Raw genomic sequence first — 14084 nt, forward strand, 5'->3', positions numbered from 1 at the left:
GGGCGGGGCCTCGGGCGGGGGCTTCGGGGGGAACGGACATCGGAGTCCTCCTCGTCGAGCGACGTCCACGGGTGGCCGTCGACCTGTTCCGAAGTTATCAGGTACTTCCGGTACCGGATACCCGCTGCAACAGGTACCGTCGAGACGTGGACACCGTCGACGCGCCACCCCGCCCCGACGGGCGGCGCACGCGCTGGGCCGAGCACCGCCGGGCGCGGCGCGAGGAGCTGGTCTCCGCCGCGCTGCGCGCGATCACCCGGCACGGCGCCGGGGTCGGGATGGACGAGCTCGCGGCGACCGCCGGCACGAGCAAGACCGTCCTCTACCGGCACTTCGCCGACAAGGAGGACCTCTACCTCGCGGTCGCCGAACGGGTGAACCGCCTCATCGTGCGGGAGCTGAACGCGGCCGCGGCCCGCGCCGGCAGCCCGCGCGAGGCCATCACCGGGATCATCTCCACCTACCTGCACCTCGTGGAGAAGGACCCGGAGATCTACCGGTTCGTCGTCTCGCACCCGCTCGTCGAACGCGTCGAGCGGGACCCGGTGCAGCGCATCTCCGGGGTCATCGCCGACGAGACGGCGCGGACCATCACGGCGCAGCTGCGCGTGGCCGGGGCGACGTCCGGGGCGACGGACGCCCTGGCGCACGGCCTGATCGCGATGATCCGCACGGCCGCCGACCGCTGGATCAGCTCTCCCGCACCGCAGAGCGCGGACGACATGGCCCGCGACCTCACCGCACTCGCCTGGGGCGGCCTGTCCGCCGTCCTGCCCACCCCGTCGACACCCGCAGGAACTCCCGAGGAGGACCGATGAGCACGACCGCGGCCGAGAGGCCCACGACGACCCCCGCCACCGCCGAGGAGCCCGCGCCCGTCGCGGGCGCCGCCGCGGCCGCGCCCTTCGAGGCGACCCCGCCCGTCGACGTCGACGTCCTGCGCGAGTTCCTCGACGGGCGCTTCGCCGAGTCGCGGCAGAAGGCGCGGCGGGAGTTCCCCGACGACTTCTTCGGTCCCACGGACCACCTGAGCACGCGGGAGCAGCGCGACCTCACGCGCCGGCGCCTGCAGCGCATCACCGAGATCGGCGGGCACGAGCTCGGGTTCTCCTCGGCCGTCGGCGGTGGCGACAGCCCCGGTGGCCAGGTCGCGCAGTTCGAGATGCTGGGCTTCACCGACGCCTCGCTGATGATCAAGTCCGGGGTGCAGTGGGGCCTGTTCGGCGGCGCCGTGCAGGCGCTCGGCACCGCGCGCCACCACGAGGCGCTGCTGCCGGGGATCCTGCGCCTGGAGATCCGCGGGTGCTTCGGCATGACCGAGACGGGTCACGGGTCCGACGTGGCCTCGCTCGGCACCACGGCGACGTACGACCCGGCGACGCAGGAGTTCGTCGTCCACACCCCGGACGAGGCCAGCCGCAAGGACTACATCGGCGGTGCCGCGGAGGACGCGGAGCTGTCGGTGGTCTTCGCGCAGCTCATCACCGGCGGCGAGCGCCGCGGGGTGCACGCGTTCGTCGTTCCGCTGCGCCGCGACGGCGAGCTCCTGCCCGGGGTCTGGGCCGGCGACGACGGCCGCAAGGCCGGGCTCAACGGCCTCGACAACGGCCGCCTCGCCTTCGACTCCGTGCGCGTGCCGCGCACCGCCCTGCTGGACCGCTACGCGCAGGTGGCCGAGGACGGCACCTACTCCAGCACCATCAGCAGCCCGAACGCGCGGTTCTTCACGATGCTCGGGGCCCTGGTGAAGGGCCGCGTCAGCGTCTCCGGCGGTGCGCTGAGCCAGACCAAGATGGCCCTGAGCATCGCCCTGCGCTACGCGCAGAACCGCTCCCAGTTCGCCAAGCCCGGCGCCGGGAGGGACGCGCAGAACGGCGCCGCGGGCCAGGAGGTCACCCTCCTGGACTACCTGAGCCACCAGCGGCGGCTGCTCGTGCCCCTGGCCACGACCTACGCCCTGGCGTTCGCGCAGGAGGAACTGCTCGTCGCGATGGACGACCTGGTGGGCAACCAGCTGCGCGGCAACGAGAACGACTCGCAGGCCCAGCGCGAGTTCGAGGCGTTCGCCGCCGGGATGAAGGTCGCCTCGACCTGGCACGCGACCCGGACCATCCAGACCTGCCGCGAGGCGTGCGGCGGGGCCGGCTACCTGTCCGAGAACCGGCTGCCGCAGCTGAAGTCCGACACCGACGTGTTCACCACGTTCGAGGGGGACAACACCGTCCTGCTGCAGCTGGTGGCCAAGAGCGTCCTGACGGCCTACAAGATGCAGTTCTCCGAGCTCGACACCCTCGGCATGGCGAGGTTCGCGACCCGCGACTTCGTGACGACGCTGTCCGGGCGCAGCCCCGCCAAGTCGTTCGTCGCCGACATCGTCGACTCCGCGCCCGGCCGGGACGGCGGCGAGCTGCGCGAGCGGTCCTGGCAGCTGCGGATGCTGCGCGACCGCGAGCGCCACGTCGTGGAGTCGCTGGCCAAGCGGGCCCGGCGGGCGCAGGGCCGGCCGCCGCAGGAGGCGTTCGAGGCCATGAACGAGCTGCAGGACCACATGCTGCTCGCGGGCCGCGCGCACGTCGACCGCGTGGTCGCCGAGGCCTTCACGGCCGCCATCGCGCGCGCCGAGGACCCGGCCGTCGCGGCGCTGCTCTCCGAGGTCTGCGACCTGCACGTCCTGGCGCTCATCGAGGCCGAGAAGGGCTGGTTCCTCGAGCACCGCCGCATGACGCCGGTGCGCGCCAAGGCGGTGACCCACGCGGTGAACGACCTCTGCCGGTCGCTGCGCCCGCGCGTGGACGAGCTCCTCGGCGGGTTCGGCATCCCCGACCACTGGCTGGGCGCGGTCATCGCCCGCTGAGCCGCTGCCGCCCGGGCGTACGGTGGCGCGGTGCACGGTGAGTACAAGGTCCCGGGCGGCAAGCTCGTCGTCGTCGACCTCGAGGTGGTCGACGGCCGCCTGGCCGACGTGCGGCTGAGCGGCGACTTCTTCCTCGAGCCCGACGAGGCCCTCGAGACCGTCGACGCCGCCCTGGTCGGGGTCCCGGTCGAGGCCGACGCCGCGGACCTCGCCGCCCGGGTCCGCGGCGCGCTGCCGCCGGGTGCGGTGCTGCTGGGCTTCGGACCCGAGGCCGTGGCCACGACCGTGCGCCGTGCCGTCGGCGGCGCGACGGGCTGGCGCGACCACGACTGGCAGTTCCTGCACACGGGCCCGCAGGCGCCGCAGCTGCACATGGCGCTCGACGAGGTCCTCGCCCGCGAGGTCGCCGAGGGCCGCCGCCCCCCGACCCTGCGGGTGTGGGAGTGGGCGACCTCGGCCGTCGTCGTCGGCAGCTTCCAGTCGCTGGCCAACGAGGTCGACCGCGAGGAGGCCGACCGCCTCGGCGTCGAGGTGGTGCGGCGGATCTCCGGCGGCGGCGCGATGTTCGTGGAACCCGGCAACACCATCACCTACTCGATCTACGCGCCGGCCTCGCTGGTCGAGGGCCTGTCGTTCACCGAGGCCTACGCGTTCCTCGACGACTGGGTGCTGGTGGCCCTCGGCGAGCTGGGCGTCCGGGCCTGGTACCAGCCGATCAACGACATCGCGACGGAGCAGGGGAAGATCGCCGGAGCGGCGCAGAAGCGGCTCGCCGACGGCACCGTCCTGCACCACGTGACGATGTCCTACGACATCGACGCCGAGAAGATGCTGCGGGTGCTGCGCATCGGCCGGGAGAAGCTCATCGGCAAGGGCCTCGCGAGCGCGGCCAAGCGCGTCGACCCGCTGCGCCGGCAGACGGGTCTCGCGCGCAGCGAGGTCATCGACCGCATGGTCGACACGTTCCGCCGGCAGAACGGCCTGACCGACGCCCAGCTGACGCCCGCGGAGGTCGCCGCGGCCGAGGCGCTGGTGGCGTCGAAGTTCGCGACGCCGCAGTGGCTCGGCCGGATCCCCTGAGGCGTCCCCCACCCGGCGGCTCGACGGGGCGGCCGCCCGGGAGCACACTGCGGAGATGGAGCGCACCTCCGCCGGGCCGGGGCACGGCATCCCCACGGGCGTGGTCAACGACCGCGACCGCCCCGGTCGCGTGCTGCGCGTGAGCACCCACCCCGACGACGGGCACGTGGTCCTCTCGACGTGGCAGGACTCCTCCTGCATGTCGACCGTGCGCCTGGACCGGGCCGAGGTCGTGGACCTGCTGACCGCCCTCGGGACCGCACTGCTGCCGCCGCCCCCGCGGGACTAGGGCCGGCTCCCCGGCCGGCTCCGACCTCAGGCGTGGGCGGCCCGCCGCGCCGACGTCCACTCCAGCAGGCGTTCCACCGGCCACGTGGTGACGATCCGGTCGGCGGGGACGCCGCACTCCTCGGCCCGCGCGCACCCGTAGGGCTGCCAGTCCAGCTGGCCCGGGGCGTGCGCGTCCGTGGACAGGGTGAACAGGCACCCCTCCTCGACGGCCTGGCGCAGCAGGGCGCGCGGCGGGTCGAGGCGCTCGGGCCGCGCGTTGATCTCGACGGCCACGTCGTGCTCGACGCAGGCCGCGAAGACCGCCGCGGCGTCGAACTCGCTCGGCGGCCGCCCCTTCGCCCCCACCCTGCCGTGGCCGCCCTTGACCATGCGGCCCGTGCAGTGGCCCAGGACGTCCATCCGCCCGCCACGGATCGCGCCCAGCATCCGGCGGGTCATGGCGTCCGACGGCATCCGCAGCTCGGAGTGCACGGAGGCGACGACGACGTCCAGGCGGGCGAGCAGGTCGTCCTCGCAGTCGAGGGTGCCGTCCTTGCGGATGTCCACCTCGATGCCGGCGAGGAGGCGGAAGGGGGCGAGCGGACCCGCGAGCGCCGCGACCGCGTCGAGCTGCGCCTCCCGCCGCCCGCGGTCCAGGCCGTTGGCGACCTTCAGCCCCTCGGAGTGGTCGGTCACCGCGATGTACTCGTGACCCAGTTCCACGGCGGTGAAGGCCATCTCGGCGAGCGGGCTGCCGCCGTCGCTGGCGTCGGTGTGCGTGTGCAGGTCGCCGCGCAGCGCCGCCCGCAGCTCCTCGCCGCCGCTCACGAGGGGACCCGCCTCGGCCTCCAGCGCGGCCAGCCGCTCGGGCACCTCCCCCGCGGCGGCCTGCGCCACGATGGCCGCCGACGACGCCCCGATGCCCTTGAGCTCGGTGAGGCTGCCCGCCGCGAGCCGCCGGTCGAACTCGTCGGCGTCCAGGGCGAGCAGGACGGCGGCGGCACGGCGGAACGCCTCCACCCGGTAGCTGCTCGCCTGCGAGCGCTCCAGCAGGAAGGCGGTGCGCCGCAACGCCTGCACGGGATCCACGCGTGACCTCACCTCGGGGCTGGGGCAGTTTCCGGATGCGTCGAGCGGATCCACTGTGCACCATCGACAGGTGCCACGCCTGCGCCGGGTCTCGAGCTCCTCCCCGGGTTTCACGCGCCGCCGCCGCGGGAAGGGCTGGCAGTACTTCGACACGACCGGGGCCCGCGTCACCGATCCGGCGGTCGTCGCCCGCATCTCCGCCCTGGCGATCCCGCCCGCCTACACCGACGTGTGGATCTGCCCGATCGGCCACGGGCACCTGCAGGCCGTGGGCACCGACGCGCGCGGCCGCCGCCAGTACCGCTACCACCCCGACTGGCGGGTGCAGCAGGACCAGGCCAAGCACGAGCGCGTCCTCGAGGTCGCGGCCGAGCTGCCGCGGGCCCGTTCGGTCGTCGAGCAGCACCTCGCCCTGCCCGGCATGCCGCGCGAGCGGGCGCTCGCCGCCGCGTTCCGCCTGCTGGACCTGGGCTTCTTCCGTGTCGGCGGGGAGTCCTACGCCGACGAGAACGGCTCCTTCGGCCTCGCCACGCTGCGCCGCGAGCACGTGCACCAGCGCGGCGACGACCTCGTCTTCTCCTACGTCGCGAAGTCCGGCAAGGACCGTCGCGCCGTGATCTCCGACCCCGCCGTGCGCGACGTCGTCCGCACGCTCAAGCGCCGGCACGGGGGTGGCGACGACCTGCTGGCCTGGCGCGAGGGCCGTCGCTGGCACGACGTGACGAGCACCGACGTCAACGCCTACCTGCACGAGACGATGGGCCCCGACGTCTCCGCCAAGGACTTCCGCACGTGGCACGCGACCGTGTTGGCGGCCGTGGCCCTCGCGGTGTCGCTGCCCGCCGCCGGGACCGCGACGGGCCGCAAGCGGGCGGTCAGCCGCGCCGTCACCGAGGTGTCGGAGTACCTCGGCAACACCCCCGCGGTCTGCCGCAAGAGCTACATCGACCCCCGCGTCATCGACCTCTTCGAGGACGGGATCACGGTGGAGCCGGCGCTGCGCAGCCTCGGCGAGGACGCCGCCTTCGGGCACCCCGCGACCCACGGCGCCATCGAGGCCGCGGTGCAGTCGCTGCTGCGCGAGGAGCCCGTCGCGGTGCCCCGCACGCGCCGCGCGGCGTGAGGCGGCCGGCCCCCACGCTCAGCCCGGTGCACCGCGGAGCACCGACCGGACCGGTCCCCTATGCTGGACCGGCTCCTGCCTGCAGGAGCTGACGCCCTCATCGTCTAGTGGCCTAGGACGCCGCCCTTTCAAGGCGGTAGCACGGGTTCGAATCCCGTTGGGGGTACGCGAGCGGACCACCGCCCGGGTGTGCCAAGCTGTGTCACGAGCACGGCGCAACACCTAGTAGGATCGTCTCGCAAGCAAGCAAGGCCTCTCACGAGGCCCCGTAGCGCAGTTGGTTAGCGCGCCGCCCTGTCACGGCGGAGGTCGCGGGTTCGAGTCCCGTCGGGGTCGCTCGCTGTGCCGGGTCACCGGCTCGGCACGGCCAGGTAGCTCAGTTGGTAGAGCGTCCGACTGAAAATCGGAAGGTCAGCGGTTCGACCCCGCTCCTGGCCACCCTGTCTGACCTGCGGTTTCACCTCCCGGCGGGCCTCGCCCGGCCCCTCGCAGAGGCTCGTGCGCTGCCAATGCGCTGCCATCTTCCTCAGGGATGTACGGCACAGCCGCCGCGATGCTGTCCGCGGCCGACCTCGCGAGTGCCGGCACGACGTGGGTGTAGAGGTCCCTGGTGATCACGCTCGTGGAGTGCCCGAGACGGTCGCTGACCACTTTGATGTCCACCCCCGCCGACAGCGCCAGCGTCGCGTGGGTGTGGCGCAGGTCGTGCAGCCGGATGCGCGGGACGCCGGCCTGCTTCACCAGGACGGCGAAGAGGTAGGTGATCGTGTCCGGGCGCAGCATGCCGCCGTTCTCACGGGTGAAGACCAGCCCGTGCTCCTCCCACGCCTCCCCCCACGCCGCCTTCTCGTTCCGCTGCCGCCCGCGGTGGCGGCGCAGGACCTCCACCGTCGCCCGGTCCAGAGGAACCACTCGGTTGCCCGACGCGGTCTTGGGGGCACCGAGGCGCAGCCCCTTGCCCGCGTCGGTGATCTGCCAGTAGACGCGCACGTGACCTCGCTCGAGGTCGACGTCGGCCCAGTGCAGACCGATAGCCTCGCCCCGACGCATCCCCGTGTAGGCGAGCAGGTGGAACAGCGCCGACAGCCGATGGGACCGACAGGCGGTGAGGAAGGTGGCCACGTCCTGCGGCTCCCAGACCTCGGTGCGCGCCTTGCGGTGCTCGGGCAGCTCGACGTGCAGCGCAGGGTTGAAGACGAGGAGCCGGCGCTTCACCGCGGTGTTCAGCGCGGAGCGGAGCGTGCGGTGCACGTGCTGCACCGTGGCCGTGGTCGCACCGACGTACCGGCCGTCGATGAGATCGGTGTACAGCTGGTCGATGTGCTCCGCCCGCAAGTCCTGGAGACGGTGGTGACCCAGCGCGGGCGCCAGGTAGAGACGGATGTGAATCTCGTAGTTTCGGCGGGTGTTGTCGCGCAGTTGGCGCTTCCCCACCAGCCACTGCCTCAGGTACGCGTCTACCGTCAAGGAGCGATCCTGCTGGACACCGTGCTGCAGACGCTCAACTTCCTCGTTGAGGACTTGTTGGGCCTCTCGTCGCGTGCTGAACCCCGACCTGGTGATCCGGCGTCGCGTTCCGGCGGGAGTTCGACCGGCGTCGAGGGTGAAGCTCCAGGAACCTCGGCATCGATGCGGCAGGAACGCGCCGTTGCTGTCGACCGGGCACGTTCGGGAGTGGCGCTGCCACACCGACCCCTGTCTCACCGCGCCACACCAACGAGGTCGAGCAGTGGCCCCGACGGAACGCGGATCGACTTGCCCAGTCGCACGACAGGCGTCGGCCACGCGTTCGTGCGGATCAACTCGTAGGCGGCGGTCCTGCCGATGCCGAGCACCTGCGCCGCCGTCGGCACATCGACGACGGGCGGTAGGTGTCGCACTTCGTCGGTCGTGAGTTGCGGTCGGGTCATCACTGGCTCCTTCTGCTTCACTCGGCCATCGAGACGTGGATGTGGTCGTAGTGCCCACCGGTCGGATCCTCCGCGTTGTAGACCCCGCCGCCGGTGTACGCACGCCAGCCCGCGGTCGCTCGGCTTCGCGACCAGATGCGGCCCTGCCAGATGACGTAGGAGACCCTCAGGCGGTCGGCGTTCGCCTGCAGCCACCCCGCGGCCTGCCACCCGAGGGCGACGTCTTCGTCGTTGGGGAAGGTGCCGGCCCTGCCGTAGAAGACGTCGCACCCCTTGCCCTTGGGGTGGTCGGACGTCGGGTTCCACGCGTGGGCGTCCCAGCAGGAGGTTGAGCGCTTGCCGAAGGTGGTAGAGAACTGGCTGAGCATCCAGGCCGTGGCGGGCGTGACGCACCCGCCGGTGCCAGTGGGGTCCGCCACGGTGCACCCGCTCGCACCGCCAGGGTAGGGAGCAGCCTCACCGGCGGACGAGACGGCCGGAGCCGCGGTGTAGTCCTCGACGAAGCCGTGGATGGCGGACAGGTAGTCGCGGACCTCGCGGGCACAGGCCTCGCCGCAACCGGCTTCCCCCGCCACGGGGATGCCGGTGACCGAGCCGGTGACGCGCGAACATCCGGCGATGTGGCAGACAGCCAGGGCGTCCAGCGCGCTGGCCGCCTTGCCGGTGTCCCGGAGGTGGGCGGCCACCAGACTCAAGTTGCGGCACATCCACGGCAGAGCGATGGCGAAGTGCCGCGCCGGGTCCCAGACCGGGTGCGCGGGCTCGGGGCTCTCGTCCGCATCCCAACCCGTTTCGCCACCCCCTTCGACCCAAGTGGACGGCATGAGCTGGAGCAGTCCCGCTGCACCCGCCGTCGAGTAGGCACGCGGGTCCCAGCCCGATTTGGCCTGCACCTCGGCAACCAGCCAGCTGAGCGGCAAGGGAGGGCAGATCCGCGCCCGAGCAGCCTCAAGGTCGGCGAGTGACGCGCGCGCCGTCTCGGGGAGCGCATCGACGTCAAGGCCCTGCCCGGTGACGGCCCCAGCGTCCGAAGCGTCGCCCAGAGCACCACCGAGAAGCACGACCCCACAGAGGAGCACGGCGACGGCAGCGGTGACTGTCCTCACGGTGACGACTCCTCCCGGTAACGTGACGCGCTCGACGGGTCGCTCGTTGGTGGTATTGGCTTACACGAACGCCCGCGGACTGGACGACACCGGAGGACGGAGCGCGCACCACGCACCACGGTCTGGGACCGTGGAAGCTGCGAAGAACACGCCGTCCACGTCAGTTGACGTCTGGACGGAACCATAGACCGATGTGGACAGGCGGCACAAGACGGCCTGGTGAGGAGCGGACGGTAGATGGGGGACGCAAGCCCTGTCGGCGGCCGAGGCGACAGCGACGGCCGCTCGGCGGCCGCGCCGGACAGCACGACTGGCCTGCCGCGAACGTTGGCCGAGAAGGTCGATCTGCTGTTCCGCACCGTGCATCCGGCCAAGGGCGGCGAGTACAGCTACGAGCATGTCGCCAAGGCGATCCGTGACAGAGGGGGACCGTCCATCTCGGGAAGTTACCTCTGGTTGCTCCGAAAGGGTGAACGCGACAACCCCACGTTGCGTCACCTCGAAGCACTGGCAGGCTTTTTCGGCGTCCCACCTGGGTACTTCTTCGACGACGACCTCAGCGACAGCGTGCAAGACCAGCTTGCTCTGCTTGCGCTGCTGCGCGACGGTGACGTACGAAAGGTCGCGCTACGGACGTCAGGCTTGAGTCGAGAGAGCCTTCAGGCCCTCGGTGAGATGGTTGATCGCGTCCGGAAGCTGGAGGGTCTCCCCGTCGACCCGGAGCTCGGCGAGGGCCCGCCTCATCCCTGACGAGAGGAGACGGTGTGCGACTGCGAGCCACCCGGCGACAGTGCCGGTCGACCTTGCGACACCTGGCGATCCCTCCCGGTACCACCCTCGACGGTTTCGTCGATCTGCTGCGTCGCCACAGAGGCCGTCCCCTCACGGTCGAACCTTCACCTGCAGCAGTCGGGCTCTGCGGAGCGTGGGTCGCGGGTGAGACCAGCGACCACATCTTCATCTCACCCTCAGTGACGGGCTTGCGCCGCGACCACACGCTGGCTCACGAGCTCGCCCACGTGGTCCTTCAGCACGACCGCGACGGGCAGGTGATCGATCCGGCGCTCTTGGCGCACTTCTTCCCTGACATCGACCCGTCGACCGTCCGCGCCCTGCTGGGTCGGTCCACCTACTCGTCGGTCCAGGAGCGGGAGGCCGAGGTCATGGCGTGGATGTTGCTGGCAACGCTCGCAGGCCGGCACCAGGCCGACCGTCCGGAGTTGGAGGGCCCCGACGCGGTCCTGGCCGCCGCCTTCGGTGCCCGCTCCGCCTCCTGATGCTCGACTCTCTCCTCCCCCTCATCGCCGCCCCGCTTCTGCTCGGCGCCCTGCTGCGTGTCCGCGACCTCGCACCCGGGCGGAACAGCGAGCGGCGCGCCGTCGCGGTGGCCCTGCTGACGTTCGGGACCTCCGTGCTCCTGGCTACACCGGCCATCGGCGATCGCCTCGCGTCGACCGCCGACGTCGCTCAACTCGACGTGTTGCTGTGCCGTCTCGTCAGCGTTCTCGGCGTCTTCGCCATCCTCCGCGGCTTCCGTCTCACGCTGGGGCCTGGCCAGAAGCGACTCCCGCTGGCCTTCGACATCTCGCTCGTCGCCCTGGTGATGGTCACGATGGTGACGTCGTTCTCGCTCGAGGCGGTGCCCGACGGCGGCGACCTGATCATCGACCGCGGTCACGATCCCGCCGTGGCGCTCTTCGTCGCCAGCTTCTCGCTCTACCTGGGCTGGTGCTTCACCGCCATCCTGCGTGGCTGGCGGCGGCTGCGTCGCCAGCCGGACCTCGACGCACGCGCTGGCGTGCAGCTCACCGCCATGGCGGCCGCCGCCGGCCTCGTCTACGTCCTCGCGCGACTGACCGGCCAGGTCGCGCTGCTGGTGACCGCACCCGACGCACTGGTCGAGACCACCCGGCAGGTCTGTCTGGCTGCAGCGGTCCTGGCCGCTGGACTCCTCACCGCTGGCGCTTGCGCCTCGGGCATCGTGGCCGTCGCGGCGCGAGTGTCCGCCGAGGCCGTGCGGGCCGGCCAGATGGTCCGGCTGTACCCGTTGTGGCGCGACGTCGTGACCGCCGCCCCGGAGGTGGCGCTGACGCCACAACGGTTCGCGCCCTGGCGACTGGTCACATGCCGTACCGACTTCCACCTCTACCGCATGGTGATCGAAATCCTCGACGGCCGGTCGCTGCTGCTGGCTCGCGCTCATGGTGGGGTACCTGAGGCGAGTTCACCCGACCTCGACGCGGAGACTCTCGCCTTCGTCCTCGACACCGCAAGGCGCGGCCGCCACGGTCAGCGAGCCTTCCCGGAGATGACGTCAAGCACTGTTGGCGCCACGGTGGCCGACGAGACGGCGCGCCTGCTCGCGGCGGCCGCGGAGTACCGCCGCCTGCGTCGCGGCCGGCCGCTCCGCATGCAGTTGGTGCGGCGGTGACGCCCCCGGACAGCGTGACCGAGATGCGTCCGTCCCGTGGCCACCGCCTGGCGGACACGGTCAACGATGCCCTGGCGCCGTGGCACGTGGCTGTGGTCGTGCCGCCACTGGTCGGCGCCATGACTACGGCCCCCTGGCCACGCGGGGCAGCTCTCGGTCTCATGACGAGTGTCCTCGTCGGCCTCGTTCCCGGCCTCATCATCTGGGCTGGCCGCAGGTCCGGCCGCTACGGCGACAAGTTCCTCCGAGACCGCCGCCACCGACCCGCCTTCCTCGCCAGCGTGACCGCTCTCGTGATGCTTGCCTGGTTCCTCACCTGGCTCTTCGGCGGCTCCACCTCCTCCATGATCTTTCTCGCCGCCATGGTGGTCATGGCCGTCACGGCCGCCGTCGTCTCACGGTGGTGGAAGATCTCGATGCACTCCATGGTCGTGTCCGGGTCCGTCGTCCTGCTCGCGCTGCTCGACGTGCGCTTGGCGCCACTTCTCGCCCTCGTCCCGCTGGCGTGCTGGGCCCGATGGGCCGTCGCGGCGCACACGCCTGCGCAACTGCTCGCCGGCGCCTTGATCGGGGCCGGACTAGGAGTTGCGGCGGGCGTCGCCTGACGTCCTCGGGGTGTCGGACCTCGTCACCTCGCAGGTGATGGACCGCGTCGCACTGACACGGCGGAGGCACTGACACGGCGGAGCAAGATATGCGTCTGCTGAGCAGACGCGAGCACGCCCCACCGCGGGTGGCGCGCGCAGCGATCGACCGGGCGCGGTCGGTGAATGTCGTGATCGCGACTTCACGCTCATGCCGATGAGCGGGAGGTTCGGTCATGCCGATTCGCAGCACGTGCGTGCGTCTAGGCCAGTTGGGTGGTTGAGCGGTCTGAGCAGAAGCTAGCCATCATTCTGTTGCGGTGAGCAACGACCGCCAAGACCGCCCGGTACCACCGTTGACCGGGCCGACTCCTCCGTCTCGCCGGCAGTTGCGATGGCAAGCCGTCGTCCTTGCGGCTGCGCTGGCGGTGGCCCTACTCCTCCTCTTCCTCACTGATGGTGGGTGGTCCGCGCTCGGCTCCGGCCTCGCAGGTGCCACCTTCGTCAGCCTTGCAGCCACGGTCTGGCGGTTGCGAAGGAAGACGTGATGCGCGCGCCTCGTCGGCCATCCGTGTGGCCCAACGACTAGGCGTCCCCGCGTCAGCAAGTAGGTCGAGAAGCTGCGCAAAGGCGCGCTTATGCCGCTGGTCGCGCGATCGTGGTCGCCGCTGACGCCCACACAGGCCGATGACCAGAGGCAAGACACCTTCCAGCTCGTGGGCTTGAAGTCCATGCGACTGCCGTCGCCCACTGACGGGCGACCTCTGCACCGGCTAACCGCGCGTTGATCAGTCCACCGGCTCCGGCACGAACGGGGTGAGACAGAACGGGTGGCCGGCCAGATCAAGGAGCACATGCCAGCGAGGGTCCGGTTGCTCTGGCAGCGTGGCACCCAACGCAACCGCACGGGTTGCTGCCGCATCTAGATCCTCGGCGGTGAGGTCCAGGTGAATGATGGAAGCCCCTGGCCAAGCCGGGGGGACGTACCCGTCGACCTTCTGGGCTATCAGGACAGCCCCCGGTACATCGACCCCGACACTCGACCGTGTTGCCCACAACTGGCGACCGCCGAGCATAGCTAGGTAGAAGTCGGCCAGCCTCTGTGGATCGGAACAGTCCAGCGAGATGCCCACCAACCTTGCAGGGGGTCCCTCAGCCACGGCGACACTCTAAGCCCGGGCTTGCGCGTCGAGCTTGTGGCCGCGGAGCCTGACGCGCTGGCTTGACGATCTCACGGTCATGCCGCGCCGCGGGCGCTCTCGCCAGCATGCTCGCCGCAGGCGGATGCTCGTCCATGAGCCTCACACCCGACAGCCTCCCCATCCCCCTTGGTGACGGGACGTGGCGCACCGACCCGCTGCGCCTGGCGGTGGCCGCCTACCTTGCCCGCTACCGCGGTGAGACCCGCCGTCACGCCGAGTCCGACCTGCGCGCCTACCTCACCTGGTGCCAGCTCCGCGGCCTGGACCCACTGCGAGCGAGACGCCCGCACATCGAGCTCTACGTCCGGTGGATGCAGGAGACCCAGCACTTCGCCGCCTCCACCGTGTCCAGGCGCATGTCAGTGGTCACGGGCTTCTACCGCACCTGCGTCATCGACGAGGTCCTCGAGCACTCACCCGCCGACTACGTCCGCC

The 14084-nt window shown here is 71.5% G+C and carries 15 protein-coding genes, 3 tRNA genes and 1 pseudogene; 13 read left to right on the forward strand and 6 right to left on the reverse strand.

All coding sequences use genetic code 11. The annotated features are described in order from the left end of the window. Positions 1–146: 146 nt before the first annotated feature. From GTR02_RS13155 to GTR02_RS13170, 4 genes are read left to right on the forward strand one after another with little or no spacing between them, the layout of a single operon-like run. The gene (locus GTR02_RS13155; RefSeq protein ID WP_166607953.1) at positions 147–818 is read left to right on the forward strand and encodes a TetR family transcriptional regulator; all 672 of its coding nucleotides are present in this window, start codon (positions 147–149) and stop codon (positions 816–818) included. Next, on the forward strand, positions 815–2854 hold the full coding sequence (locus GTR02_RS13160; RefSeq protein WP_166607954.1) for an acyl-CoA dehydrogenase family protein: 2040 nt from the start codon (positions 815–817) through the stop codon (positions 2852–2854). Before GTR02_RS13155 ends, GTR02_RS13160 begins: the two co-directional genes overlap by 4 nt. Positions 2855–2884: 30 nt before the next feature. Continuing rightward, positions 2885–3934 carry a lipoate-protein ligase LplAB gene (locus GTR02_RS13165; protein ID WP_166607955.1) on the forward strand — a complete coding sequence of 350 codons (1050 nt, stop codon included), beginning with the start codon at positions 2885–2887 and terminating at the stop codon, positions 3932–3934. Between the two features lie 55 nt (positions 3935–3989). After that, positions 3990–4223, forward strand: a complete 234-nt coding sequence (locus GTR02_RS13170) for a hypothetical protein (protein ID WP_166607956.1) — start codon at positions 3990–3992, stop codon at positions 4221–4223. Between the two features lie 26 nt (positions 4224–4249). On the opposite strand, the gene GTR02_RS13175 is transcribed toward GTR02_RS13170, so the two are convergent. After that, a complete protein-coding gene (locus GTR02_RS13175) occupies positions 4250–5293 on the reverse strand; it encodes a PHP domain-containing protein (protein ID WP_166607957.1) in 1044 nt (347 codons plus the stop codon). A 70-nt stretch (positions 5294–5363) separates the two neighbouring features. Between GTR02_RS13175 and GTR02_RS13180 the strand changes: the two genes are divergently transcribed. The 4 genes from GTR02_RS13180 (at position 5364) to GTR02_RS13195 (ending at position 6854) form a co-directional block, all read left to right on the forward strand. Continuing rightward, positions 5364–6416: a DNA topoisomerase IB gene (locus tag GTR02_RS13180; protein WP_205709206.1), complete on the forward strand. Its 1053-nt coding sequence runs from the start codon at positions 5364–5366 to the stop codon at positions 6414–6416. A 93-nt stretch (positions 6417–6509) separates the two neighbouring features. After that, positions 6510–6582, forward strand: a tRNA-Glu gene (locus tag GTR02_RS13185). Between the two features lie 96 nt (positions 6583–6678). Next, a tRNA-Asp gene (locus GTR02_RS13190) sits at positions 6679–6752 on the forward strand. 29 nt (positions 6753–6781) lie between these two features. Further along, a tRNA-Phe gene (locus tag GTR02_RS13195) sits at positions 6782–6854 on the forward strand. Here GTR02_RS13195 and GTR02_RS13200 read toward each other — a convergent pair. The 4 genes and pseudogenes from GTR02_RS13200 to GTR02_RS13210 all read right to left on the reverse strand — a co-directional run bounded on the left by GTR02_RS13200 (position 6828) and on the right by GTR02_RS13210 (position 9432). Continuing rightward, positions 6828–7883 (reverse strand): tyrosine-type recombinase/integrase, encoded by a 1056-nt coding sequence (locus GTR02_RS13200; RefSeq protein ID WP_240895646.1) that lies wholly within the window; start codon positions 7881–7883, stop codon positions 6828–6830. The two genes, GTR02_RS13195 and GTR02_RS13200, sit on opposite strands and share 27 nt — an antisense overlap. Positions 7884–7937: 54 nt before the next feature. Beyond that, positions 7938–8201, reverse strand: a pseudogene (locus tag GTR02_RS24930) (Arm DNA-binding domain-containing protein); the annotation flags it as partial. Beyond that, positions 8117–8347, reverse strand: a complete 231-nt coding sequence (locus tag GTR02_RS13205; protein ID WP_205709207.1) for a hypothetical protein — start codon at positions 8345–8347, stop codon at positions 8117–8119. The pseudogene GTR02_RS24930 and the gene GTR02_RS13205, both read right to left, overlap by 85 nt. Beyond that, positions 8344–9432 (reverse strand): VldE C-terminal domain-containing protein, encoded by a 1089-nt coding sequence (locus GTR02_RS13210; protein WP_166607959.1) that lies wholly within the window; start codon positions 9430–9432, stop codon positions 8344–8346. Before GTR02_RS13210 ends, GTR02_RS13205 begins: the two co-directional genes overlap by 4 nt. Before the next feature lie 237 nt (positions 9433–9669). Here GTR02_RS13210 and GTR02_RS13215 point away from each other — a divergent pair, with 237 nt between their 5' ends. The 4 genes from GTR02_RS13215 to GTR02_RS13230 all read left to right on the forward strand — a co-directional run bounded on the left by GTR02_RS13215 (position 9670) and on the right by GTR02_RS13230 (position 12468). Beyond that, positions 9670–10182, forward strand: coding sequence for a helix-turn-helix domain-containing protein (locus tag GTR02_RS13215; RefSeq protein WP_205709208.1), 513 nt, complete (start codon positions 9670–9672; stop codon positions 10180–10182). 230 nt (positions 10183–10412) lie between these two features. Further along, positions 10413–10709: an ImmA/IrrE family metallo-endopeptidase gene (locus tag GTR02_RS24490; RefSeq protein WP_166607960.1), complete on the forward strand. Its 297-nt coding sequence runs from the start codon at positions 10413–10415 to the stop codon at positions 10707–10709. Further along, a complete protein-coding gene (locus GTR02_RS13225; protein WP_166607961.1) occupies positions 10709–11863 on the forward strand; it encodes an MAB_1171c family putative transporter in 1155 nt (384 codons plus the stop codon). Before GTR02_RS24490 ends, GTR02_RS13225 begins: the two co-directional genes overlap by 1 nt. Positions 11864–12144: 281 nt before the next feature. Further along, positions 12145–12468: a hypothetical protein gene (locus GTR02_RS13230; protein WP_166607962.1), complete on the forward strand. Its 324-nt coding sequence runs from the start codon at positions 12145–12147 to the stop codon at positions 12466–12468. Positions 12469–13235: 767 nt separating this feature from the next. On the opposite strand, the gene GTR02_RS24935 is transcribed toward GTR02_RS13230, so the two are convergent. After that, entirely contained in the window at positions 13236–13607 is a 372-nt protein-coding gene (locus GTR02_RS24935; RefSeq protein WP_166607963.1) for a VOC family protein, read from the reverse strand. Between the two features lie 134 nt (positions 13608–13741). On the opposite strand from GTR02_RS24935, the gene GTR02_RS13240 reads away from it, so the two are divergent. Beyond that, positions 13742–14084: site-specific integrase (locus GTR02_RS13240; RefSeq protein WP_166607964.1), on the forward strand; the 343-nt coding region annotated here is incomplete at its 3' end.

The organism is Kineococcus siccus, from assembly GCF_009906795.1.
Taxonomy (GTDB): Bacteria; Actinomycetota; Actinomycetes; order Actinomycetales; family Kineococcaceae; genus Kineococcus; species Kineococcus siccus.

Excerpts from the sequence above, each read along its gene's own strand:
- GTR02_RS13160 (WP_166607954.1), top strand. The coding sequence starts at position 815 with ATGAGCACGACCGCGGCCGAGAGGCCCACGACGACCCCCGCCACCGCC.
- GTR02_RS13170 (WP_166607956.1), top strand. The coding sequence starts at position 3,990 with ATGGAGCGCACCTCCGCCGGGCCGGGGCACGGCATCCCCACGGGCGTG.
- GTR02_RS13215 (WP_205709208.1), top strand. The coding sequence starts at position 9,670 with ATGGGGGACGCAAGCCCTGTCGGCGGCCGAGGCGACAGCGACGGCCGC.
- GTR02_RS13225 (WP_166607961.1), top strand. The coding sequence starts at position 10,709 with ATGCTCGACTCTCTCCTCCCCCTCATCGCCGCCCCGCTTCTGCTCGGC.